We start from the raw sequence: 21,963 nt of genomic DNA, 5'->3' as shown, positions 1-21,963 counted from the left end.
GCCAAATGGCAACCCTTTTTTGATTTTTTAACAGCTTAGCTGTGATATTTCTCACACGCTTCAAGTGTGTTTTCAATTAAGCTCGCGACCGTCATCGGGCCAACGCCACCTGGTACAGGTGTAATGAAATGCGCTTTTTGTTCAGCCACACTGTATTGAACATCACCGACTAATTTACCCGTGTCTAAACGGTTAATGCCTACATCGATGACTATAGCGCCTTCTTTTATCCAATCTCCAGGTATAAATTCAGGTTTACCTACAGCCACAACTAATAAGTCAGCGCGGCGAACATGCGTTTCTAAGTCTTGAGTAAACTTATGGCATACTGTGGTAGTACAACCCGCTAATAAAAGCTCTAACGACATTGGACGACCAACAATATTTGACGCGCCAACGACAACTGCATGCATCCCTTTATAACGTACACCCGTTGAATCAAGTAATGTAATAATACCTTTAGGGGTACATGGGCGAAGGGCAGGCATACGCTGTGCTAATCGACCAATGTTATATGGATGAAATCCATCAACATCTTTATGTGGGGTAATGCGTTCTAAAATCTTTTCAGCATCAAGACCTTTTGGCAGTGGTAACTGCACTAAAATTCCATCAACTTCGGCATCATTATTTAGCTCGTCAATTAAATCTAAAAGAGTTTGCTCTTGCGTGTCTGCTGGTAAATCAAATGATTTGGAGATAAAACCTACTTCTTCACAGGCTTTACGTTTTGAACCAACATAAACTTGGCTTGCTGGATCAAGTCCAACAAGTACTACTGCAAGTCCTGGTGCACGTAAACCATTTGCTACACGTTCACTTACGCGTTCTGCTACAGCGCTACGTACTTGTTTTGCGATTGCCTTACCATCAATGATGTTTGCCGTCATGGGTGACCTTTAATTGGGGTTAATTAACTAGATACCGATACTCTAAAAACGAATGCATAATAAAATAGGGGTAAAAATGCTAATAAAGAAAACATACTCTTTATTTAACTCGTTTTATAATGTGCCTACTATTTTCGCAGAAAAGCATAGCAGCGCCAAGTTGCTTTTAATGTATATAACATTTGAGTTATTAAATAGTTTAAATTTCAGCCTACTATTGTAATATTTAACCATTGTGCACTAAAAATGAGCACTTGATTGGTTTTATTAAAAAAACGTTTGACCTAACCCCGTCAAATCACTATTATGCACCCCGTTGTCAACGAGGTCACTCGCTAACAATAATAAGTTTCGGCGATTAGCGCAGTTTGGTAGCGCACTTGGTTTGGGTCCAAGGGGTCGCAGGTTCAAATCCTGCATCGCCGACCATTTTTATAATTTATTATAATCGAATAGCTTATTGGTAAACTATGAAGTTTTCGATGCGCCCATAGCTCAGCTGGATAGAGCAACGCCCTTCTAAGGCGTGGGTCGAAGGTTCGAATCCTTCTGGGTGCACCATTTGAAAACATGTAAATATAGCGGTGATTGTAGCTCAGTTGGTAGAGCCCCGGATTGTGATTCCGGTTGTCGTGGGTTCGAGCCCCATCAGTCACCCCATTTACAACGAATATCGGCGATTAGCGCAGTTTGGTAGCGCACTTGGTTTGGGTCCAAGGGGTCGCAGGTTCAAATCCTGCATCGCCGACCATTTCCTTAAAATGGTCTTAAACTCTCAGTTTAAGTGTTCAGTATGAAAAAAGAAGTAAACTCTTCAATGTCGGCGATTAGCGCAGTTTGGTAGCGCACTTGGTTTGGGTCCAAGGGGTCGCAGGTTCAAATCCTGCATCGCCGACCATTTCCTTAAAATGGTCTTAAACTCTCAGTTTAAGTGTTCAGTATGAAAAAAGAAGTAAACTCTTCAATGTCGGCGATTAGCGCAGTTTGGTAGCGCACTTGGTTTGGGTCCAAGGGGTCGCAGGTTCAAATCCTGCATCGCCGACCATTTTCTTATCTAATAAGAATAATAAGTAAACTCCTCTAAGTTATAAATCTAAATCTGTTAGCCTATAATTCTATTAAATAATTTCTACTTTAATCCATTCAATGCCTAGTTAGCCTGTTTTTTATTCAGTTAGTCTCTATAGTCCCTTATCTAGTCCAAATAATTGCCCCCTATACTCGACTATCATAAATATTAGGTTATAATGCCGCGTCTATTGTTTAACATAGTGCCCGAAGGGCAAAGCAGCAATGGTATCTCATGGTAGCGACGGATGCTTTTAAGTGTGAAAAACCGCTTAAACTTTATCAAGACTCATGCAGATCACTTTGTTTGTAAAGGAAGGCGAACAGTCGCCAAAATTGAATATTGAGGTAAATCATGCAAGTTTCTGTTGAGACGACCCAAGGCCTTGAGCGCCGTATAACTATCACCGTTCCTTCAGAGAACGTTGAGACCGAAGTAAAAAAACGCCTACAACAACTGTCAAAAACACAGCGTATAGATGGTTTCCGTGCTGGTAAAGTTCCAGTATCTGTAATTAACAAGCGTTTTGGCCCTGCAGTTCGTCAAGAAGTTGCTGGCGAAGTAATGCAACGTAATTACATTGAAGCAATCGTTTCTGAAAAAATCAATCCAGCTGGCGCGCCTACATTCGCACCTAAATCACTTGAAGCAGGTAAAGATTTAGAATTCTCAGCAACGTTTGAAGTTTACCCTGAAGTTGAAGTTCAAGGTTTAGATAAAATTACTGTTGAGAAACCAGCGGTAACAGTGACTGACGAAGATTTAGCTAACATGCTAGAAACACTTCGTAAGCAACACGCAGCGTGGGCTGATGTTGATGCAGCTGCTGGCGAAAACGACCGTGTAACAGTTGATTTCGTAGGTACTATCGACGGTGAAGTATTTGAAGGCGGCAAAGCTGAAGACTTCCCATTAGAGCTTGGCCAAGGTCGTATGATCCCAGGTTTTGAAGATAACATCGTAGGTAAAAAAGCAGGCGAAGAAGTAGTTGCTGATGTAACTTTCCCTGATGATTACCACGCTGAAAACTTAAAAGGTAAAGCGGCTCAATTCACTATCACAGTGAAAAAAGTTGAAGCGCAAGAATTACCAGAATTAAGCGAAGAGTTTGCAACTAAATTCGGTGTTACCGAAGGCGGCGTAGACGCGCTTAAAGAAGAAGTTAAAAAGAACATGACACGTGAGCTAGACCAAGCGGTTAAAGCAAGCGTTAAAGACCAAGCAATCAAAGGTCTTTTAGCTAACAACGAAATCGAAGTGCCTAAAGCACTTGTTGATCAAGAAGTTGATGCTCTACGTCAGCAAGCAGCTCAACGTTTTGGCGGCGACGCTCAAAACATGCCAGAGCTTCCAGCTGAATTGTTCCACGAGCAAGCTGTAACACGTGTTAAAACTGGCCTTTTATTAGGTGAAGTGATTAAAGCTAACGAGATTAAAGTTGATGACGCTAAAGTTGAAGCATTAATCGCAACGGTAGCTTCTGCATACGAAGATCCAACTGAAGTAGTAGAATACTACAAAGGTAATGATCAACTTATGCAGCAAATGCGTAATGTAGCAATGGAAGAGCAAGCTGTTGAAGCTATTTTAGCTAAAGCAGTTGTTACTGATGTTGAAAAAGCATTTGATGACATCATGAATCCACAGCAAGGTGCTTAATAAGTCATTGACTTAAGCTCTCGCTAACGATTAAATGGCTCGTGCTACTCTGTTTATACAGCGTGCCCGGGCCATTTTAGTTTTTGGCTCTAAATTTGCGAAAAACGATAACTATGCTTCCTTATAATAAGGATAAGTATAAGCGCATAAGGAATTAAATAAGTATGAATACTGGTATTACAGATCCCCTAAATGCATTGGTCCCAATGGTTGTTGAACAAACACCGAAAGGCGAGCGCTCGTATGATATTTATTCGAGATTATTAAAAGAGCGTATTATCTTTTTAACAGGTCAAGTTGAAGACAACATGGCAAATCTGATTTTAGCGCAAATGCTATTTTTAGAATCAGAAAATCCTGATAAAGATATCTTTTTATACATCAACTCACCAGGTGGTTCAGTAACTGCGGGTATGGCTATTTACGACACAATGAACTTCATCAAACCAGATGTAAGTACAATATGTGTAGGTCAAGCTGCAAGCATGGGTGCTTTTTTACTTACTGCTGGCGCTAAAGGTAAGCGTTTTTGCCTACCAAACTCACGTGTGATGATTCACCAACCATTAGGTGGTTTCCAAGGTCAAGCATCTGACTTTGAAATACATGCTAAAGAAATTCTGTCTATTAAAGCTAAGCTTAATCGCTTAATGGCTGAGCATACAGGCCAACCATTAGATATTATCTCTAAAGACACAGATCGTGATAACTTTATGAGTGCCACGCAAGCTGTAGATTACGGCTTGGTAGACTCTGTGTTTACAAATCGCGACAAAAAGTAAGCGCTTGGCGAGCAGGATTGCCTGTTTGCCACTTTGAGTTACTATGCGAAAACTAATAAATTTTGGTATAGTTAAAGCGTATTGAAATAGCCGCCAACAGTTTTGGTGGCCAACGTAATAAAATGAGGTAGCTGAATGTCTGACACTCCTACAGACGGCGACAAAAGTAATAAATTGTTATACTGCTCTTTTTGTGGCAAAAGCCAACATGAAGTGCGTAAATTAATTGCAGGCCCTTCAGTATACGTTTGTGATGAATGTGTAGAGTTGTGTAACGATATTATCAGGGAAGAGATCAAAGACATTGCTCCTAAGCATGATACGTCTGACAAACTACCTGTACCAAAAGAAATTCGTAAACACTTAGACGATTATGTTATTGGTCAAGATCATGCTAAAAAAGTATTGTCTGTTGCCGTTTATAACCATTATAAACGCCTACGTAACCAATCGACTAAGCAAGACATTGAATTAAGTAAAAGTAATATTTTGCTTATCGGCCCAACAGGTAGTGGTAAAACATTACTTGCAGAAACATTAGCGCGTCTACTTGATGTGCCGTTTACTATGGCCGATGCCACTACATTAACCGAAGCAGGTTATGTAGGTGAAGATGTTGAAAACATCATTCAAAAGCTTTTACAAAAATGCGATTACGATGTTGAAAAAGCGCAACGTGGCATTGTTTACATTGATGAAATTGACAAAATTTCTCGTAAATCAGATAACCCGTCAATTACACGTGATGTATCGGGCGAGGGCGTTCAACAGGCGCTACTTAAACTGATTGAAGGCACCGTTGCTTCTGTTCCACCGCAAGGTGGTCGTAAACATCCACAACAAGAGTTTTTACAAGTAGATACGTCTAAAATCTTGTTTATTTGTGGTGGTGCATTTTCAGGCCTAGATAAAGTAATTGAGCAACGTAGCCATAAAAATACCGGTATCGGTTTTGGCGTTAGCGTAAAAGAATCTGCGGCGAGTCGCTCTTTAAGTGAAACATTTAAAGACGTAGAACCAGAAGATTTAGTTAAATACGGCTTAATTCCTGAGTTTATAGGTCGTTTGCCAGTAGTTGCTACGTTAACAGAACTTGACGAAGCTGCTCTTGTGCAAATATTGAGTGAACCTAAAAACGCGATTACTAAACAGTTCTCAGTATTGTTTGGTATGGAAGACGTTGAACTTGAGTTTCGCGATGATGCCTTAGCTGCAATTGCCCACAAAGCAATGGAGCGTAAAACAGGTGCACGTGGTCTTCGTTCAATCGTTGAAGGTGTGTTACTTGATACTATGTACGAACTTCCTTCAATGGATGACGTAAGCAAAGTTGTTATTGATGAAACCGTTATTAAAGGTGAGTCAGACCCAATCTTGATTTATGAAAATAATAAACAAGATAAAGCTGCATCAGAATAGTTTTTAAGCTATTTGAATGAAAAAAGGAGCCTTAGGCTCCTTTTTTTATAATTAATTTAATCGAGTATGGGAAAATTGTTGAACTTTAATTAGGTTATCCCCATATACTTGAGTAATCTTTAAAATAAATGAAGTGCGAAGAGAAACTATAATGACGCTTGAGAGAACCGACCGAGTCGAAATCCCAGTCCTTGCACTGCGCGATGTTGTGGTATACCCGCACATGGTGATCCCGCTTTTTGTTGGCCGTGAAAAATCAATAAAATGCCTAGAAGCGGCAATGGACAAAGACAAACAAATTTTCTTGGTTGCACAAAAAGATGCAACTGTAGATGAACCAGAGCAAGATGATATTTATCGTATCGGTACTATTGCCACTGTACTTCAGTTATTAAAATTACCAGACGGTACAGTTAAAGTTTTAGTTGAAGGTACACAGCGCGCACAAATTGAAGAATTTGTAGATAACGATGACTTTTTTGTTGCTAATGCTCAATTTATTGAATCTGATTCGGTAGACGAGAAAGAACAAGATATTTTTATTCGTAGCGCAATTAGCCAGTTTGAAGGCTATGTAAAGCTAAACAAAAAAATTCCACCTGAAGTACTAACTTCAGTTTCAGGTATTGATGAGCCAGCACGCCTTGCCGATACAATGGCAGCCCATATGCCGCTTAAAGTACCTGAAAAGCAAAAAGTGCTCGAAATTTCAAGCGTTACAGAACGTCTTGAATATTTAATGGCATTAATGGAAGGCGAAATAGACTTACTGCAAGTTGAGAAGAAAATCCGTACCCGCGTTAAAAAGCAGATGGAAAAGTCTCAGCGCGAGTATTACCTCAATGAGCAAATGAAAGCCATTCAAAAAGAGCTGGGTGAGCTTGACGATGTACCTGACGAATTTGAAGCACTTAAAAAACGCATCGAAGAATCGGGTATGCCAGCAGAGGCACAAGACAAAGCGACGACAGAGCTTAATAAGCTTAAGATGATGTCGCCAATGTCTGCAGAAGCGACTGTAGTGCGTTCATACATTGACACATTAATTAATGTGCCATGGAAAAAACGCTCTAAAGTGAAAAAAGACTTAGCGGGCGCGCAAAAAATTCTTGATAGCGATCACCACGGCTTAGATAAAGTAAAAGAACGCATTATTGAGTACCTCGCGGTACAACAGCGTACTAATAAGCTTAAAGGGCCAATTTTATGTTTAGTTGGGCCACCAGGTGTTGGTAAAACATCACTTGGTCAATCTATTGCACGTTCAACTGGTCGTAAGTATGTGCGTATGGCGCTTGGCGGCGTACGTGATGAAGCTGAGATCCGTGGTCATCGTCGTACATACATTGGTTCAATGCCAGGTAAGCTAATTCAAAACATGACAAAAGTGGGCGTTAAAAATCCATTATTTTTGTTAGATGAAATCGATAAAATGTCATCAGACATGCGTGGCGACCCAGCTTCAGCACTATTAGAAGTGCTTGATCCTGAGCAAAACAGCCACTTTGCCGATCATTACCTTGAAGTAGATTACGATTTATCTGATGTTATGTTTGTAGCAACATCAAACAGCTTTAACATTCCGGGCCCATTACTGGACCGTATGGAAGTTATTCGCTTATCGGGTTACACCGAAGATGAAAAGCTAAACATTGCAAAAGAGCACTTAATTACTAAACAAGTAAAACGTAACGGCTTAAAAGAGTCTGAAATAGTTATCGAAGATAGTGCAATTATTGGCATTATTCGTTACTACACACGTGAAGCGGGCGTACGTAACCTAGAGCGCGAAATTTCAAAACTATGCCGTAAAGCAGTTAAAAATATCTTACTTGAAAAAGACACTAAAACAGTGATTATCAATCAAGATAACCTAGAAGACTTTTTAGGTGTGCAACGCTTTGATTATGGTAAAGCTGAAGATGGCGACCGTATTGGTCAAGTTACAGGTTTAGCATGGACAGAAGTTGGCGGTGATTTGCTAACAATCGAATGTGCGGCTGTACCAGGTAAAGGTAAACTTACTTATACCGGTTCACTGGGCGATGTAATGCAAGAGTCGATTCAAGCGGCAATGACGGTAGTACGTAATCGCGCAGATACATTTCGTATTAATAGCGACTTTTACGAAAAACGTGATATTCACGTTCACGTACCTGAAGGCGCAACACCAAAAGATGGCCCTAGTGCGGGCGCAGCAATGGTAACAGGTCTTGTATCTAGCTTAACGGGTAACCCTGTACGAGCAGATGTTGCAATGACCGGTGAAATTACGCTACGTGGTGAAGTACTTCCTATTGGTGGCTTAAAAGAGAAATTATTGGCGGCGCATCGTGGTGGAATTAAAACAGTAATCATTCCAAAAATTAACGAACGTGACTTAAAAGAGATTCCAGAGAACGTGTTGGCAGGTCTTGATATTCACCCAGTTACTTGGATTGACGAGGTGTTAAAGCTTGCTTTAGTGCATCCTGTTGAGAGTTTTTCGGTCGAAACACCTAAAAACCAAGAAAAAAGCTAAAAAAAGTGCTTTTTAGGGCTTTTCAAATCTAAACGGTATGATAAGTTAAGCACTGGTTTTCAAGCCTAGCCCTTATGGGGCGTAGGCTTAAGAAAAATATAATCATGTGAGCATTAAAAGTTTGCTCTACAATTTTCAAAAAAGTGATGTTAGTTTAAAAAACCATCGCTCTTGATAATAACAATGAAAGAGGATGATATTGTGAATAAATCTCAATTAATCGATCAAATCGCAGCTGATGCTGACATTTCTAAAGCGGCTGCAGGTCGTGCACTAGATTCATTCATCGAATCTGTATCTGGCGCGCTAAAAGAAGGCGACTCAGTTGCACTTGTTGGTTTTGGTACTTTCTCAGTACGTGACCGTGCTGCACGTTCAGGCCGTAACCCGCAAACTGGTGAAACAATCCAAATTGCTGCTGCAACTATTCCTGCTTTTAAAGCCGGTAAAGCGCTTAAAGACGCAGTAAACTAATCACTGTTTTAAACACATTAGTTATGGCGAGTGTAAAGTTACTGATTCACCACAACAGATGAATTAAGTAACTTTACCGCCAGTTACTTCAAGTGAAAAAGCGTATCTGGTAAGATACGCTTTTTTTACATGTGACAAGGTAAAATACCTTGATCAAAAAGAGATAAACAAATGCTTGAGAAAATCAGAGAAGGTTCGCAAGGACCTGTAGCCAAAATAATTTTAGGCGCGGTGATTTTATCTTTTGCCTTAGCAGGGATCGGTAGTTACTTAGGTCAAACCACAGAACAACCCGTTGCTGAAGTAAATGGAATTAAAATTAGTCAAACCGATTTTAACCGTGCTTACCAAAATGAACGTAGCCGTTTAGAGCAACAATTTGGTGAATATTTTACACAAATTGCCGCTGATCCAAATTACATGGCGCAAATTCGCCAAGGTGTAGTTGACCGCTTAGTACAACAAGAATTGCAATCACAGCTAGCGGCTGATTTAGGCCTTCGCGTAAGCGACGAAAGTGTACGTAAAACAATTTTAGAACTACCGTACTTTCAAATTGGTGAAAAGTTTAATAACGATCGTTACTTACAAGTAATTCGTCAAATGAACTTTCAACCAGATGCTTTTCGTGAATACTTACGTAAAGATATGACACGTAGTCAGGTAGTATCTGCTGTTGCAGGTACAGACTTTGCCCTAGAGAGCGAGCTTAAAAGCGCAATTGCTCTGCAGCAGCAAACTCGTAGTATTGACTACTTAGTCATTAATAAAGAAGCGCTTGCCGCGGACGTAGAAGTATCAGAGCAAGAAGTGTCTGATTACTACGAGCTAAACGCATCACAATTTTTATCTCCAGAGCTTATTTCAGTAAGTTATATTGAGCTTAAAGCAGCAGATATTAATGTTGAATCGGTAACCGAGGATGACGTTAAAGCGTATTACGAGCAAAATAAAGCACAATACGTTGAGCCAGAAAAGCGTCGTGTATCACATATCTTAATTGATAACAGTGAAGACGATGATGCAGCAAAAGAAAAAGCCAATGCACTTCATGCACAACTAGAGCAAGGTGCAGACTTTGCTGAGTTAGCAGAATCATCATCTGACGATATCGTTAGTGGCGAAATGGGCGGCGACCTTGAATGGATTGAACGTGACGTAATGGACCCTGCATTTGAAGACGCGACTTTCGCACTGCAAAACAAAGGTGACATTTCTGAGGTTGTTGCTTCTGAGTTTGGTTATCACATAATTAAACTTACAGACATTCAACCACAACAAGTTAAAGCGTATGACGATGTTAAAGCTGACTTACGTGCTGAATTAGAACAAGCTGAAAAAGTAGATGCGTTTTACGAAAAGCAAACAGAAATGGGCGCACTTGCATTTGAAATTTCAGACCGCTTAGACGACGCTGCAGAAGTTGCTGAAGTGGAAGTTAAATCTACACCTCTTTTAGCACTTAATGCTCTACCAGAGCCTTTAAACAGCCCTGCAGTTGTAACAGCACTAACATCAGTTGATTTACTTGAAGATAAAGTAAACTCTGAAGTTATTGAGCTTGGTGAGGAGCATGCAATTATTGTTCGTATTAACGAGCATAAACCTGCTGCTACTAAAGCGCTGGATGAAGTAAGCGAGCAAATTAAAGCGCGTTTAGTTAATGAAAAATCATCTGAGCTTGCTAAAGAAAAAGCGCGTAGCTTATTTGCAGAAGTACAAGCAGGTAAGAGCTTAAACGATGTAGCAAACGAGCAAAGCTTGACGGTTCGTCAAGAAGCGCAGTTAACACGTCAAAGCTACACTGTTTCACCTGCTATTGTGACTCAAGCATTTAAAATGGCTCACCCAGCAGATTCTGCGGTAGTTGAGCTTGTTAATTTAAATAATGGTGATGCAGCAATTGTTGCGCTTAAGTCGGTAACAGATGCACAAGTTGCAGCTAATATTGACCCTCAAGCAAAACAAAGCATTACTATGGCGCAAGCTAATAAAAACTACATGGTATTTATTGAAGCGCTTAAAGCAAATGCTGAACTTAGCTTACCAACGGCTACACAAACTGTTGAATAATTAATTTTAGCTCATAAAGAAAGGCGCTTTTAAAGCGCCTTTTTTATTGTCTTAAATAAAGTTGGTATTAATTACCTCTGGCAATAAACTCAATCCGATTGCCGCTAGGCTCTCTTATCATCATATGTTGGGTTGGACCTTTACCTAAGTTTTCCGGTGCAAACTCTATAATAATATTATTTTGCATTTTTAAGTGTGTATGTAGCTCGCTTAACTTTTTGATACTTTCAACACGGAGTGCTAAATGGTGTAAGCCCACATTTTCTGCCCGATTAAACTCCACATGTTTTTCATCATTTTTTACGCGCCATAATGTAATAGTTATTTTATTGTTTGATAAAAAATAAGCGGGGTAGGTTGGATCACTTCCTAGCGTTTTAAAACCAAGTACATCAGTAAAAAATGCTTTGGATGCATTTAAGTTTGATACGGTTAAACCTAAATGATCAACGCCACCAACCCAACTTTTAGAGGTAGAGTTTTCGTCAGCTATTGAGGTTGTTGATAGCAGTAGTAACGCTAATGATGAAATGCCTGTGAGTAATGTTTTTTTTAGCATAGATCCTCTTTATGGTTTTAGTTGTTAAATTGCGCATTTAACAAAGACCTTCATAAAGGAGATTACATTACACGCTAGGCTGCGTTTAGCAGCTAAGTAATCGCTGCGTTACTTTTGATTGGGGGTTTTGAAAAACATCTTCAGTAGGGCCGTATTCAACTACTTCGCCTTTATCGAGTACAACCACATAATCACTGATGTGGCGCACTAGACTTAAATGATGGGTGATCATCACATATGTAAGGCCTGTGTCGCGCTGCAGCTTAAGTAATAAATTCACTATTTGCGCGCGTATAGAAGGGTCTAAAGACGAAACGGCTTCATCAAGCACAATCACCTTAGGATCTAAAATTAATGCACGAGCAAACGCAACACGCTGTAGTTGCCCCACACTAAACATATGCGGGTAGTAGTGTTTATGATCGATTAACAAACCCACCTTTGAAAGCGTTGCATCAATCTTTTCAGTGCGTTCACTAGCATCAAGTTCAGTATTATATTGCAGGCAATCATCAAGCATTTCGCCAATGGTTAACCCCGGGTTGAGCGATGCAGCTGAATCTTGAAAAATCATACGAATATGGCGACATTGATTATCGCGTACGCCATTATCTTCGATAATATTATTCTCGAGCAAAATTTGCCCGCTATCAGCAGTATCAGCTCCAGAAAGTAGTTTTGCTAATGTACTTTTACCTGCACCTGTTTCACCAATTATGGCAATACTTTCGCCTTTACCGACACAAAACGAAATATTTTTAAGTACTTCAAACTTTTTACGTGAAAAAAGCCCAGCTCGCACATTGAATGTTTTTGATAGTGCTTGTACTTTTAGTAGCGGCTGCATTATTTCATGTCCTTAATTAACGGAAAATGGCACGCATAACTATGACCATGATGCTTAGTAAGGGTGGGAGTTACCACGCAGGCTTTTTGTGCTTGCGGACAACGCGGCCCGAGGCGGCAGCCAATAGGCAAGTGTTGCAGGGTAGGGATAGTCCCTTTAAGTGCATAAAAAGGTTCTTTATGGGCTAAACCTTGTTCGTAGTCAGGCAAGCTTTTTAGTAATGCTTGCGTGTATGGATGGCGAGGCTGTTTAAATATTTCATGGGTTGGGCCTGCTTCAACCATTTGCCCGCAATATAAAACATGAATGCCATGCGACCAATGTGCAATCTCTTCAAGTTCATGAGAGATCATCAAAATAGACATGTTTTTAAGTTGGTTTAAGCTTTTTAGTAGTCTAAATACTTGTGCGCGAGTTGTGCTCTCAAGTGCTGTAGTTGGCTCATCAGCGATTAATAACTTAGGCGTGCGAGCAATGGCCATCGCAATCATTACTTTTTGACATACGCCCTCTGAGAGCTCATGTGGGTAACTACTTAGTACCGCTTCGTGGTTTTTAATGCCCACCTTATGAATAAGCGCTTTTACTCTGTCTTTTCTCTCGCGGTTGCGCTTTAAAAAGAAACCTTTAGTTGCGATCTCTGGGAGTGTTTCGGCAATTTGGTCAAATATTTTAGCAGTTGGGTCAAGGCAGCGACTTGGATCTTGGTAGATCATCGCTATATCTTGGCTTACTATTTTACGGCGTTTCTCTGGGCTTAAACGCATTAAGTCTACGCCGCGCCAATGAATACGGTCGGCAGTAATGTCCCAGCGTTCGTTCAATACACCAATAATCGCTTTTGCTATTAGGCTTTTACCAGAGCCAGACTCGCCCACAAGCGCATGTACTTCGCCCTCTTTTAAGCTAAAGCTCACTCTGTCTACGGCTCTAATTACAGTTTCAGAGGTACGTAGTTCAATTGTTAAGTTACGAACATCGAGTAATTGCATTTAATCAGCCTTACGTGCTTTTAGCACTTGTCGCAGGCCATCGCCTACTAAATTAGTAGATAACACGGCTAAAAATAATAGTATACCAGGTAGCGCTACAGTCCACGGTGCTAAATAAATAAGGCCTAAGTTTTCGGCTAATATTGCGCCCCATTCGGTCGTTGGTGGCTGAGCCCCTAATTTTAAAAATCCCAGTGCTGAAATATCTAATATAGCGGTAGAAAGCGCCATCGTGAATATAACCACAATATGCTCATAAATATTAGGAAAAATACCACGCGATATAATATGCCAATTAGACGCACCATCTAGTCTAAACGCAGTAATGTAATCTTTACTTAATTCATCAACAATCAGGTTACGTACTGAGTGAATAAACTGCGGCAGTAATGCTAAAATAATTGCCCATACGGTATTCATTAAACCCGGGCCGAGTATGGCGATTATTATTATTGCCAGTAACAAAGAAGGAATAGAAAGGGTTATATCAAGCAAGTGATTTAAAAAGCTTGAACGCAGCCCTTTACTAATCCCTGCAAAAGTACCCACTAACACACCAAAAATAGTCGTGATTAGGGCGGCTACAACAGAGAGGCCAAACGTATACGTAGCACCATTCATTAAGCGTGAGAGTACATCACGGCCTAAATCATCGGTACCTAAAAGAAAGCGTACATCGCCCATTTCTCGCCACGATGGCGGAATAAGCAGTGCATCAGTGTGTTGTTGGTTTACACCATACGGGGCTAAAAAAGGAGCGGTGGCGGCTAATAGTGCAAACGCCATAAATATCCATAAACCAACCAAAGCAGGGTGGTTATTTTTAAACTTTCGCCAAAATCGCGCCAGTGGCGATTTATTCGACTCTTCAGAAAATAAATTAAACTTTGCCATGGGCCTGATTCCGCGAGAGTGGATCGAATAACGTGTAAGTAAGCTCAGCTGTAATAGAAGCTAAAATAACAAATAAAGACACTGCCATTAATCCGCCTTGAATTGCAGGAAAGTCACGCTGATAAATACTATCGATTAACCATCGGCCAATACCCGGCCACGAAAAAATAACTTCGGTAATCATCGCAAGCGTTATTAGCGTACTAAATTGCAAACCAATTTGCTTAATTACCGGCAGTAATGCATTACGCAGTGCATGGTGCATGATAAGTTGGCGGCGGTTAAGGCCTTTTGCCCTAGCTGTTTTAATAAAGTTTTGATCCATTACTTTAAGCATAGACTCGCGAGTAAAGCGCACTAATACAGTGGTTGGATACATAGCCAGTACAATAGTCGGAAGTGTTAAATGGCGCAGCGCATCAACAAAGGCCATTCCTTTATATGGAAAGCCAGCCAGTGCAATATCAATTAAAATAAAACCAGTACTGGCGGGTATTTCGTAAAGGAGCCCCATTCTTCCCGACATAGGAAACCAGCCAAGCTTTAATGAAAAAACCATTATTAATAACAATGCGAGCCAAAATACAGGCATTGAATAACCCACCATAGTGGTAGAGTTTATGAGCTTGTCTGGCCAACGTTTATGATACCCAGAGCCTAAAATGCCAGTCGGTACACCAATAACAACCGATACAATTAATGCGTATACGCTTAGCTCTAAAGTAGCCGGTAGCAAATCAACAATATGGCTAAACACACTATTACCAGAGGCAAACGAAAGCCCCCAATCACCCTGAAATATTCGCCCTAAAAAGGCAATGTATTGCATAAAGTAATTGCTGTTATATAAATATTTGTCTTCAAGCTCACTATGCTGTGCAAAGTTACTACTTGGTATGCCGCTTAAATTACTTAGCGGATCACCGGGAAATAAATACGCCAGTGAAAACGTAAATACGCTGAGCATCAGTATCATAAAAAAGAACAAACCAAGGCGACGTAAAATATAATCTAAGATCATTATTTCTTCCTCGCATTGGCAAGCGAAATAGCGCCAAATGGGCCAAGTGTTATGCCTTCCACATCAGCGCTACTCGCTTGAAAGCGCAGGCCATGAGCAATAGGTAATAACGGCAGCTCTTGAATGATTAAGCTTTGTGCGTCTTCGTAGTATTTTTTACGTTTGTTTAAATCAGTAGTGTCTAGTGCTTGAGTAAGCAATAAGTCAAATTGGGGATTACACCAGTTTGCTGGGTTTTTACCACTAAAAGTAGCGGTACAACTCAGCAGTGGGCTAAAAAAGTTATCAGGATCGGGTGTATCTGCGGCCCAACCAAGTAATACACTGTCGTGCCTATGCTCGCCAATACGTTGAATAAACGTGTTCCACTCATATTCTACAATGCTTACATTAACGCCCACTTTGCGTAAATCACTTTGCATAAGCTCAGCCATTTTTCGCGCGTTAGGGTTATAAATACGACTCACAGGCATAGCCCATATCGTCATATCAAAGCCATCAGGTAAGCCAGCTTCAATTAGTAACTTTTTAGCAAGTTCTGGGTCAAACGTAGGTATATCTTCTTGTGGCTCAAACGCCCAAGAGGTTGGCGGCAAAATAGATTGTGCGCGAGTACCGTTACCGTAATAAACCGCCTGCATTATTTTATCTACATCTATTGCATGTGCGAGTGCTTGGCGTACGCGTAAGTCGTCAAACGGGGCACGTTCTGTATTAAATGCCCAATAACCTATGTTTAAGTTCGTTTCTTTTTCAACGTTTATATCATCACGTTGCGCTAAAATACTTAATTGCGCACTACTTGGATGAGCCGTTACATCGCACTCTTTAGTCAGCATTTTTGCTATACGCGTAGTGCCGTTAGGGGTTATGTCGTAAACCAATTGTTCAAGTGCAACGTCGTGCTTCCAATAAAGTGGATTACGGTAAAAGCGTACAAGGTGATCTCGGCGGTATTCTTTATAAATATACGGCCCAGTGCCAATAGGGTACTGATCAAATAAGTTTTCTTGGTTTTTTTTCTTAAGTTCCATGGCGTATTCTTCTGAAAGCACCACGGCAAAGTCGGTAGCCATATTAGCTAAAAAGCTGCTTTCAGGATTAAACAATTCAAAACGCACTTGGTAGTCAGACACACGCACAATTTTACGAATGAGTTGATCAATCCCCACACTTTGAAAATACGGGTAATTGGCATCGCCCACAAAGTGATATGGATTGTATACATCGAATAATCGGCTAAAGGTGAATATAACGTCGTCGGCGTTAAAATCCCGCGATGGGGTAAAATAAGAAGTTGTATGAAACTTTACATCTTTACGCAAGGTAAAGGTAACCGATTTACCATCTTTACTAATTTTCCAATCGGTCGCCAGCTCACTTTGAAATTCTGCCGTAACAGGGTCAATGCTAATTAAACGGTCGTATAATTGGTTAGCAATTATATCAATAGTTGAACCGGTGGTCGTGACTTGCGGATTAAACGACACAGGGTTAGCTTCAGCGCAATAAACTAAGCCTTGGTTTTTTTCTTCTATGATTTCTTCTTTGCTATCAAGGCAACCAACTAAAGTGGTGGCAAGCAAAACAAGTAATAATTTATGCACCCGCATAACCTCTGACTATTGTTGATCCAACAAGTTGTATTTTTTAAGATAACCACGTAATTGATGATACGTTAAACCAAGTACTTCTGCAGTTTTCTTTTGATTAAATTGGCTATGTTCGAGCGCTTTATTAATCATGTTTATTTCAAAGTCGTTAGAACGCTCTTTTAAGCTGCACGGAAATTGAATATCGACGGCTATATTACTGCTTGCTTGAGCAATCGGCGGCGCAACAACAATAGGCTCGGCATTAACAGTTTGAGCCGCTATAGGTGCTTTAATGCGCGCTTTTGGTCTAAATGGGCTATCGAATGGGTCTAAAATAATCTGGTGAACGGGGATATGTTCACTACCGTGGCGATACAAACTGCGTTCAACCACATTTTTAAGTTCACGAATATTACCAGGCCAATCATAACTAAGCAGTGTTTCTGTTGCGCTTCGGGTAAAACCGCTAAAGAGTTCCCACTCTAAATCGCGCGCCATATTCATCGCAAACTGCTCAGCAAGAAGCATAATATCGTCTTGGCGTTCGCGCAGTGGTGGCAGGGTAATTACATCAAAGGCAAGGCGATCGAGTAAATCACTTCTAAATTCACCTTGCTCAGCCAAATAAGGGAGGTCTTCGTTTGTGGCACACACTAAGCGTGTATCTACTTTTACAGTTTGTTTGCCGCCAACACGTTCAAACTCACCGTATTCTATAACGCGCAGCAGTTTTTCTTGTACCATAGCTGAGGTATTAGCTAATTCATCTAAAAACAGTGTGCCGCTGTTGGCGCGTTCAAAACGACCTTCGTGGCGTTTACTTGCCCCCGTAAAGGCACCGCTTTCGTGGCCAAACAATTCACTTTCGAGAAGGTTTTCGTTAAGCGCTGCACAGTTAAGTTTTACGTAGTTTTGATCCCAACGCTTTGATAAAAAGTGTAAGCGTGCTGCTATTAGCTCTTTACCTGTGCCGCGTTCACCAATAATAAGTACCGGTTTATCTAAATTAGCCAGTTGCGATACCTGATCTAATACAGATAGAAAGCTATCTGATTGGCCGAGTAAATTATCCTGTTGGCGATATTGGCTCATATTTCCTAACTCTTGGTCATTTTTACTAACAGTTAGTGTATTTCATAAATAGGGATAACTAAAGAAATTTGTATATTTAGTTTAACGTAATGAAAATAAAGTGTATTTTAACTTTTAAAAAGTTGGCAAGCATATTGATACTAGTTATAGCAGACTAACTAAGTTTTAATTACAGAGGTAAATGTTATGGGAATTTTTTCACGTTTTGCAGATATTGTTAATTCTAATATCAACGCCATTTTAGATAAAGCAGAAGACCCAGAAAAAATGGTTCGTCTGATTATTCAAGAAATGGAAGACACGCTTGTTGAAGTACGTTCTACATCAGCTAAAACATTGGCTGAGAAAAAAGAAATTGTACGCCGCTTAGATACGCTTAAAGCACAAGTAAGCGATTGGCAAGATAAAGCCGAACTGGCTTTAAGTAAAGACCGCGACGATTTAGCGCGTTCAGCCCTGCTTGAAAAGCAAAAGTCGGCAGATGCCGTTGCTTCAGTCGCTAGTGAACTTGAACATGTAGAGTCTCATATTGAGAAATTACAGCAAGAAGTAACGACACTACAAGAAAAGCTAGCAGATGCGAAATCTCGTCAAAAAGCAATTATACTTCGCCAACGTTCGGCTGAGTCGCGCCTTGAAGTGAAAAAGACACTTGATAGTTCAAAAGTAGAAGACGCACTTAACCGCTTTGAACGTTACGAAACCAAAATTGATGGACTAGAATCTCAAATTGAGTCTTACGATTTAGGTAAAAAGACGTTAGCGGACGAAATTGCTAATCTACAAAAAAATGAAAAGATAGATGATGAGCTAGCCGAACTTAAAAAGAAGCTAGCTGATAAATAATTTATAAAGGGGCACTTAAAGTGCCCCACTGCTTAAAAACATCAAAACGGATTGTCAGGAGAGGATTATGTTTGATTCAGACGTAATAATTGTACCATTTGTTATATTTATGATTTTTGTTGCACCGCTGTGGTTAATTTTACATTACCGTAGCAAAAAACAAGTAAGCCAAGGTTTAAGTGAACACGAACATCGCCAGTTACTTGAGCTTGCACATAAAGCCGAAAAAATGGCAGACAGGGTTGAAACACTTGAAGCATTACTTGATCAAGAGTCACCACAATGGAGACGCAAAGTATGAGTGCCAAACGCGAATTATTAAGAGACCCACAACGCGGTAAAATAGCCGGAGTATGTGCGGGATTAAGTGACTACTTTAATATGGAGTTATGGTTAGTTCGCATTATATTTGTTAGTGCGGTACTGCTAACGGGTGGCCCATTATTTGTGGTAGCGTATATTGCAGCCTGGTTCATTTTAGATAAAAAAGAGCCCGCAACAGTGCAAACTAAAAGCTCAACTAAAACTGACGATCCGCTAGAAGTAAAATTTAAAGTATGGCAAAAGGGCGAGCCACCGCGGCGCGCATTGCAAGATTTAAAAGAGCGTTTAACGCGTGTAGATACTCGCCTTCAAGATATGGAGCGCCATGTAACTTCAAGCGAGTTTACGGTGAGCCGTGAAATTAACAAACTTTAAAGGATTTAATAGCACCTTATTTGCAGCGTGATAAATTACGGCAAATTAGGTGCAAGACACTTTATGAGCCAATCATTTGCAAAAAAGACCTTTAAAAGTATTAAAGGCAAAGCACAAAAAGCCCTTCATCGCAGTTTAGACCAACACGTAAAACTTGCCGTAACTGGCCTAAGTGGTAGTGGTAAAACAGCCTTTATTACCGCGCTTGTTAAACACTTAACAACCCAAGCGGACGATAAAAACTTACCTTTTTTTGATGTAATGCGCGAGCACCGCCATGTGGCCACTAAAGTTGTGCCGCAAGAGGCGTTAAAAGTTCCTACGTTTAATTATACGCGCGCGCTAAATTCATTATTACCCAGCGATGGGATGCCTACATGGCCTGCATCAACTGAGCGGATTAATACGCTGCGCTTGGCAATAAAGTATCAAAGTAACGCAGGGCTGCGCGGCCACTTTTCGCCGCAATCAACGCTTTATTTAGATATTATTGACTACCCGGGTGAATGGCTCCTTGATTTACCTATGCTTGAGCAAAGCTATGCTCAATGGTGCGAGCAACAATATCCGTTATTAACTCAGCCTTCGCGCGTAAACACATCAAGTGATTTTTTAATGGCCGTTGAGCAACTTGACTTAAACGCTCCCGTTGATGAAAACGCACTTGCTCATATTGCTCAGCTTTATCAAAGCATGTTAGTCGAGCTTAAAAAAGACACCAAACTTGCTATGTTACAACCTGGGCGTATGCTTATGCCTGGCGACTTACAAGGCGCGCCATTGTTATTGTTTTTTCCAGTGTCGGGTGAAATAAACAGTGACGATGTCGTTGCGGGTTCTAATTTAGCGCATTTAATTAAGCGCTTTAACGCCTATATAAAAGAAGTTGTAAAACCATTTTATAATGAGCATTTTAGACACTTCGATCGCCAAATCGTACTTGTAGATGTACTTAGTGCGCTAAACGAAGGGCACGAAACACTCCAAGAGCAAAGCAGTGTAATAAACCAATTACTCGCACACTTTAACTATGGTGAATCGGGCTTTTTTAAACGTTTATTTAAGCCCAACATAGACAAAATATTATTTGCAGCTAATAAGTCAGATCATATAAGTGCTAAGCACCATAAAGATTTAGCACTGCTACTTGATTCGCTCGTGCATGAGCAAAGTAATCATTTAAAGTTTGATGGTGTAAAAATAGAAACCATGGCCATGTCGTCAATTACAGCAACGCAGCCGCGCCAAATTGCCGACAAAGGCCAAACGCTTGACTGCATTTACGGTAAACCATTACACGAGCCTGATTGGCTTACGTATTTACCGCCGCAACCTCCCTCGCGGATGCTTAATAAAAATGAGTGGCCAGCACAGGGATTTGAGTTTTTATCGTTTTCTCCAATGCCGAGCCCCGATAAACAACTAAAACATATTCGATTAGATCATGTCATGCAGTACCTGCTAGGAGACAAATTAACATGAGTGAGTCAAACCAACCATTTCAAGCAGGGCGTCGCATAGATACGCAAAGCATTGAGCAGAACGAACCCGTTTTAGCACCTGCAAAAATTATTCAGCACGGACAAAGTGATTACGAAGAACTTGAAGATGAAGCACTAGAGCCAGAAATAGATCTGGAACCTGTGTACAAAAAGTCAAAGTGGCAAACGCTCAAAGGTGTTTTTGCTATTAGTTTTATAGTGCTGGTGCTTTTAGAGTTTGCATACTCGTTATTATTTGCTTTCGAGCAGTCAATTATTTTAGGCAGTGTTTATTTAACCGCGGTTGTAAGTGGCGTACTGCTAATAGGGCGCTTATTGTGGCGAGAGTACCGAATGCTGCGCAGTTTAAAGCGTAACCAATTGCACCGAGTTGAAGCCGACAGGCTTTTAAACAGCGAGCAAGTAGGCGGTGCATTACCTTGGCTCGAAAAGCTTAATAAACACCAGGAGCTTGATAACTTTGAAACCTTCAAAAACCAAGTAGCGATGCATCACAGCGACAAAGAAATAATGACGCTGTACGCCAACAGTTTATTAATAACTCAAGACACCAAAGCTAAAAAGCTTATAAATCGTTTTGCGACTGAATCTGCACTGCTAGTTGCCCTAAGCCCACTTGCGCTGGTGGATATGATGGCTGTGCTTTGGCGCGGTACTAAGTTAATAGAACAAATTGGTAAAATTTACGGCATTGGTTTTGGCTACGCGAGCCGTATAAAGTTATACCGTATGCTGATAAAACAAGTAATGTTTGTAGGCAGTGCTGAGCTTGTATCTGACCTTGCTGCAACTGCACTAAGTGCTGAGCTTTTAGGTAAGCTTTCGGGGCGGGCAGCGCAAGGGGTCAGCGCCGGTATTTTTACAGCGCGTATTGGTTACAAAGCAATGGAGCTTAGTCGCCCATTACCACGGCTTGAAAACAAACGCAGCTTACTAAAAGGCACTGTGCAAAGCATCGCAGGTAAAATTATGAGTCGTAAAAAGGCGGAGTCAACGCAGTAAAATACGAGGGCGTGTTGATCTTTGATG

Annotated in this window: 19 protein-coding genes and 6 tRNA genes; 17 read left to right on the top strand and 8 right to left on the bottom strand. The window is 40.6% G+C overall.

Annotated features, from left to right (window positions below; all coding sequences use genetic code 11):
* Nucleotides 1–35: 35 nt before the first annotated feature.
* Nucleotides 36–890 (bottom strand): bifunctional methylenetetrahydrofolate dehydrogenase/methenyltetrahydrofolate cyclohydrolase FolD, encoded by an 855-nt coding sequence (folD, locus tag GQR39_RS16820; protein WP_002958348.1) that lies wholly within the window; start codon nt 888–890, stop codon nt 36–38.
* Between the two features lie 352 nt (nt 891–1,242).
* Here folD and GQR39_RS16815 point away from each other — a divergent pair.
* The 12 genes from GQR39_RS16815 (at nt 1,243) to GQR39_RS16760 (ending at nt 10,887) form a co-directional block, all read left to right on the top strand.
* Nucleotides 1,243–1,319 (top strand) — tRNA-Pro (locus tag GQR39_RS16815).
* A 55-nt stretch (nt 1,320–1,374) separates the two neighbouring features.
* A tRNA-Arg gene (locus GQR39_RS16810) sits at nt 1,375–1,451 on the top strand.
* A gap of 23 nt (nt 1,452–1,474) precedes the next feature.
* A tRNA-His gene (locus GQR39_RS16805) sits at nt 1,475–1,550 on the top strand.
* Nucleotides 1,551–1,564: 14 nt separating this feature from the next.
* Nucleotides 1,565–1,641: transfer RNA gene (locus tag GQR39_RS16800), tRNA-Pro, on the top strand.
* A gap of 70 nt (nt 1,642–1,711) precedes the next feature.
* Nucleotides 1,712–1,788: transfer RNA gene (locus tag GQR39_RS16795), tRNA-Pro, on the top strand.
* A 70-nt stretch (nt 1,789–1,858) separates the two neighbouring features.
* A tRNA-Pro gene (locus GQR39_RS16790) sits at nt 1,859–1,935 on the top strand.
* 378 nt (nt 1,936–2,313) lie between these two features.
* A complete protein-coding gene (gene tig / locus GQR39_RS16785; protein WP_007580935.1) occupies nt 2,314–3,618 on the top strand; it encodes a trigger factor in 1,305 nt (434 codons plus the stop codon).
* A gap of 164 nt (nt 3,619–3,782) precedes the next feature.
* Nucleotides 3,783–4,400 carry an ATP-dependent Clp endopeptidase proteolytic subunit ClpP gene (clpP, locus tag GQR39_RS16780; protein WP_024590978.1) on the top strand — a complete coding sequence of 206 codons (618 nt, stop codon included), beginning with the start codon at nt 3,783–3,785 and terminating at the stop codon, nt 4,398–4,400.
* A 135-nt stretch (nt 4,401–4,535) separates the two neighbouring features.
* Nucleotides 4,536–5,819 carry an ATP-dependent protease ATP-binding subunit ClpX gene (gene clpX / locus GQR39_RS16775; protein ID WP_002958344.1) on the top strand — a complete coding sequence of 428 codons (1,284 nt, stop codon included), beginning with the start codon at nt 4,536–4,538 and terminating at the stop codon, nt 5,817–5,819.
* A gap of 151 nt (nt 5,820–5,970) precedes the next feature.
* Nucleotides 5,971–8,340 (top strand): endopeptidase La, encoded by a 2,370-nt coding sequence (gene lon / locus GQR39_RS16770; RefSeq protein ID WP_165736172.1) that lies wholly within the window; start codon nt 5,971–5,973, stop codon nt 8,338–8,340.
* A 183-nt stretch (nt 8,341–8,523) separates the two neighbouring features.
* The gene (locus GQR39_RS16765; protein ID WP_157823336.1) at nt 8,524–8,814 is read left to right on the top strand and encodes an HU family DNA-binding protein; all 291 of its coding nucleotides are present in this window, start codon (nt 8,524–8,526) and stop codon (nt 8,812–8,814) included.
* A gap of 171 nt (nt 8,815–8,985) precedes the next feature.
* Nucleotides 8,986–10,887 carry a SurA N-terminal domain-containing protein gene (locus tag GQR39_RS16760; protein ID WP_165736171.1) on the top strand — a complete coding sequence of 634 codons (1,902 nt, stop codon included), beginning with the start codon at nt 8,986–8,988 and terminating at the stop codon, nt 10,885–10,887.
* A 67-nt stretch (nt 10,888–10,954) separates the two neighbouring features.
* Here GQR39_RS16760 and GQR39_RS16755 read toward each other — a convergent pair whose 3' ends face one another.
* From GQR39_RS16755 to pspF, 7 genes are all read right to left on the bottom strand, one after another.
* A complete protein-coding gene (locus GQR39_RS16755; RefSeq protein ID WP_165736170.1) occupies nt 10,955–11,446 on the bottom strand; it encodes a VOC family protein in 492 nt (163 codons plus the stop codon).
* Between the two features lie 85 nt (nt 11,447–11,531).
* Nucleotides 11,532–12,293, bottom strand: coding sequence for an ABC transporter ATP-binding protein (locus GQR39_RS16750; RefSeq protein WP_010553756.1), 762 nt, complete (start codon nt 12,291–12,293; stop codon nt 11,532–11,534).
* Nucleotides 12,293–13,285: an oligopeptide/dipeptide ABC transporter ATP-binding protein gene (locus GQR39_RS16745; protein ID WP_007580952.1), complete on the bottom strand. Its 993-nt coding sequence runs from the start codon at nt 13,283–13,285 to the stop codon at nt 12,293–12,295. Before GQR39_RS16745 ends, GQR39_RS16750 begins: the two co-directional genes overlap by 1 nt.
* Nucleotides 13,286–14,179, bottom strand: a complete 894-nt coding sequence (locus tag GQR39_RS16740) for an ABC transporter permease subunit (RefSeq protein WP_007580954.1) — start codon at nt 14,177–14,179, stop codon at nt 13,286–13,288.
* Entirely contained in the window at nt 14,166–15,200 is a 1,035-nt protein-coding gene (locus GQR39_RS16735; RefSeq protein ID WP_007580956.1) for an ABC transporter permease, read from the bottom strand. Before GQR39_RS16735 ends, GQR39_RS16740 begins: the two co-directional genes overlap by 14 nt.
* Nucleotides 15,200–16,807: an ABC transporter substrate-binding protein gene (locus GQR39_RS16730; RefSeq protein WP_024607851.1), complete on the bottom strand. Its 1,608-nt coding sequence runs from the start codon at nt 16,805–16,807 to the stop codon at nt 15,200–15,202. The genes GQR39_RS16735 and GQR39_RS16730 overlap by 1 nt, the downstream gene beginning before the upstream one ends.
* A gap of 15 nt (nt 16,808–16,822) precedes the next feature.
* Nucleotides 16,823–17,887 (bottom strand): phage shock protein operon transcriptional activator, encoded by a 1,065-nt coding sequence (gene pspF, locus GQR39_RS16725; RefSeq protein WP_002958334.1) that lies wholly within the window; start codon nt 17,885–17,887, stop codon nt 16,823–16,825.
* A gap of 186 nt (nt 17,888–18,073) precedes the next feature.
* On the opposite strand from pspF, the gene pspA reads away from it, so the two are divergent.
* The 5 genes from pspA (at nt 18,074) to GQR39_RS16700 (ending at nt 21,936) form a co-directional block, all read left to right on the top strand.
* Nucleotides 18,074–18,733, top strand: a complete 660-nt coding sequence (pspA, locus tag GQR39_RS16720) for a phage shock protein PspA (RefSeq protein ID WP_002958333.1) — start codon at nt 18,074–18,076, stop codon at nt 18,731–18,733.
* Nucleotides 18,734–18,800: 67 nt separating this feature from the next.
* A complete protein-coding gene (gene pspB, locus GQR39_RS16715) occupies nt 18,801–19,034 on the top strand; it encodes an envelope stress response membrane protein PspB (protein WP_002958332.1) in 234 nt (77 codons plus the stop codon).
* Nucleotides 19,031–19,432: an envelope stress response membrane protein PspC gene (gene pspC / locus GQR39_RS16710; protein WP_007580963.1), complete on the top strand. Its 402-nt coding sequence runs from the start codon at nt 19,031–19,033 to the stop codon at nt 19,430–19,432. Before pspB ends, pspC begins: the two co-directional genes overlap by 4 nt.
* A gap of 63 nt (nt 19,433–19,495) precedes the next feature.
* On the top strand, nt 19,496–20,914 hold the full coding sequence (locus tag GQR39_RS16705; RefSeq protein ID WP_121954547.1) for a YcjX family protein: 1,419 nt from the start codon (nt 19,496–19,498) through the stop codon (nt 20,912–20,914).
* Entirely contained in the window at nt 20,911–21,936 is a 1,026-nt protein-coding gene (locus tag GQR39_RS16700) for a TIGR01620 family protein (protein WP_121954546.1), read from the top strand. The genes GQR39_RS16705 and GQR39_RS16700 overlap by 4 nt, the downstream gene beginning before the upstream one ends.
* Nucleotides 21,937–21,963: the final 27 nt, after the last annotated feature.

It is taken from the genome of Pseudoalteromonas sp. C8 (assembly GCF_011378685.1).
Taxonomy (GTDB): Bacteria; Pseudomonadota; Gammaproteobacteria; order Enterobacterales; family Alteromonadaceae; genus Pseudoalteromonas; species Pseudoalteromonas arctica.
The sequence above is the reverse complement of the archived record's forward strand: the minus strand, read 5'-3'. Positions and strand labels throughout refer to the sequence as shown.

Excerpts from the sequence above, each read along its gene's own strand:
- folD (WP_002958348.1), bottom strand. The coding sequence starts at position 890 with ATGACGGCAAACATCATTGATGGTAAGGCAATCGCAAAACAAGTACGT.
- tig (WP_007580935.1), top strand. The coding sequence starts at position 2,314 with ATGCAAGTTTCTGTTGAGACGACCCAAGGCCTTGAGCGCCGTATAACT.
- clpP (WP_024590978.1), top strand. The coding sequence starts at position 3,783 with ATGAATACTGGTATTACAGATCCCCTAAATGCATTGGTCCCAATGGTT.
- clpX (WP_002958344.1), top strand. The coding sequence starts at position 4,536 with ATGTCTGACACTCCTACAGACGGCGACAAAAGTAATAAATTGTTATAC.
- lon (WP_165736172.1), top strand. The coding sequence starts at position 5,971 with ATGACGCTTGAGAGAACCGACCGAGTCGAAATCCCAGTCCTTGCACTG.
- GQR39_RS16765 (WP_157823336.1), top strand. The coding sequence starts at position 8,524 with ATGAAAGAGGATGATATTGTGAATAAATCTCAATTAATCGATCAAATC.
- GQR39_RS16760 (WP_165736171.1), top strand. The coding sequence starts at position 8,986 with ATGCTTGAGAAAATCAGAGAAGGTTCGCAAGGACCTGTAGCCAAAATA.
- GQR39_RS16755 (WP_165736170.1), bottom strand. The coding sequence starts at position 11,446 with ATGCTAAAAAAAACATTACTCACAGGCATTTCATCATTAGCGTTACTA.
- GQR39_RS16750 (WP_010553756.1), bottom strand. The coding sequence starts at position 12,293 with ATGCAGCCGCTACTAAAAGTACAAGCACTATCAAAAACATTCAATGTG.
- GQR39_RS16745 (WP_007580952.1), bottom strand. The coding sequence starts at position 13,285 with ATGCAATTACTCGATGTTCGTAACTTAACAATTGAACTACGTACCTCT.
- GQR39_RS16740 (WP_007580954.1), bottom strand. The coding sequence starts at position 14,179 with ATGGCAAAGTTTAATTTATTTTCTGAAGAGTCGAATAAATCGCCACTG.
- GQR39_RS16735 (WP_007580956.1), bottom strand. The coding sequence starts at position 15,200 with ATGATCTTAGATTATATTTTACGTCGCCTTGGTTTGTTCTTTTTTATG.
- pspF (WP_002958334.1), bottom strand. The coding sequence starts at position 17,887 with ATGAGCCAATATCGCCAACAGGATAATTTACTCGGCCAATCAGATAGC.
- pspA (WP_002958333.1), top strand. The coding sequence starts at position 18,074 with ATGGGAATTTTTTCACGTTTTGCAGATATTGTTAATTCTAATATCAAC.
- pspB (WP_002958332.1), top strand. The coding sequence starts at position 18,801 with ATGTTTGATTCAGACGTAATAATTGTACCATTTGTTATATTTATGATT.
- pspC (WP_007580963.1), top strand. The coding sequence starts at position 19,031 with ATGAGTGCCAAACGCGAATTATTAAGAGACCCACAACGCGGTAAAATA.
- GQR39_RS16705 (WP_121954547.1), top strand. The coding sequence starts at position 19,496 with ATGAGCCAATCATTTGCAAAAAAGACCTTTAAAAGTATTAAAGGCAAA.
- GQR39_RS16700 (WP_121954546.1), top strand. The coding sequence starts at position 20,911 with ATGAGTGAGTCAAACCAACCATTTCAAGCAGGGCGTCGCATAGATACG.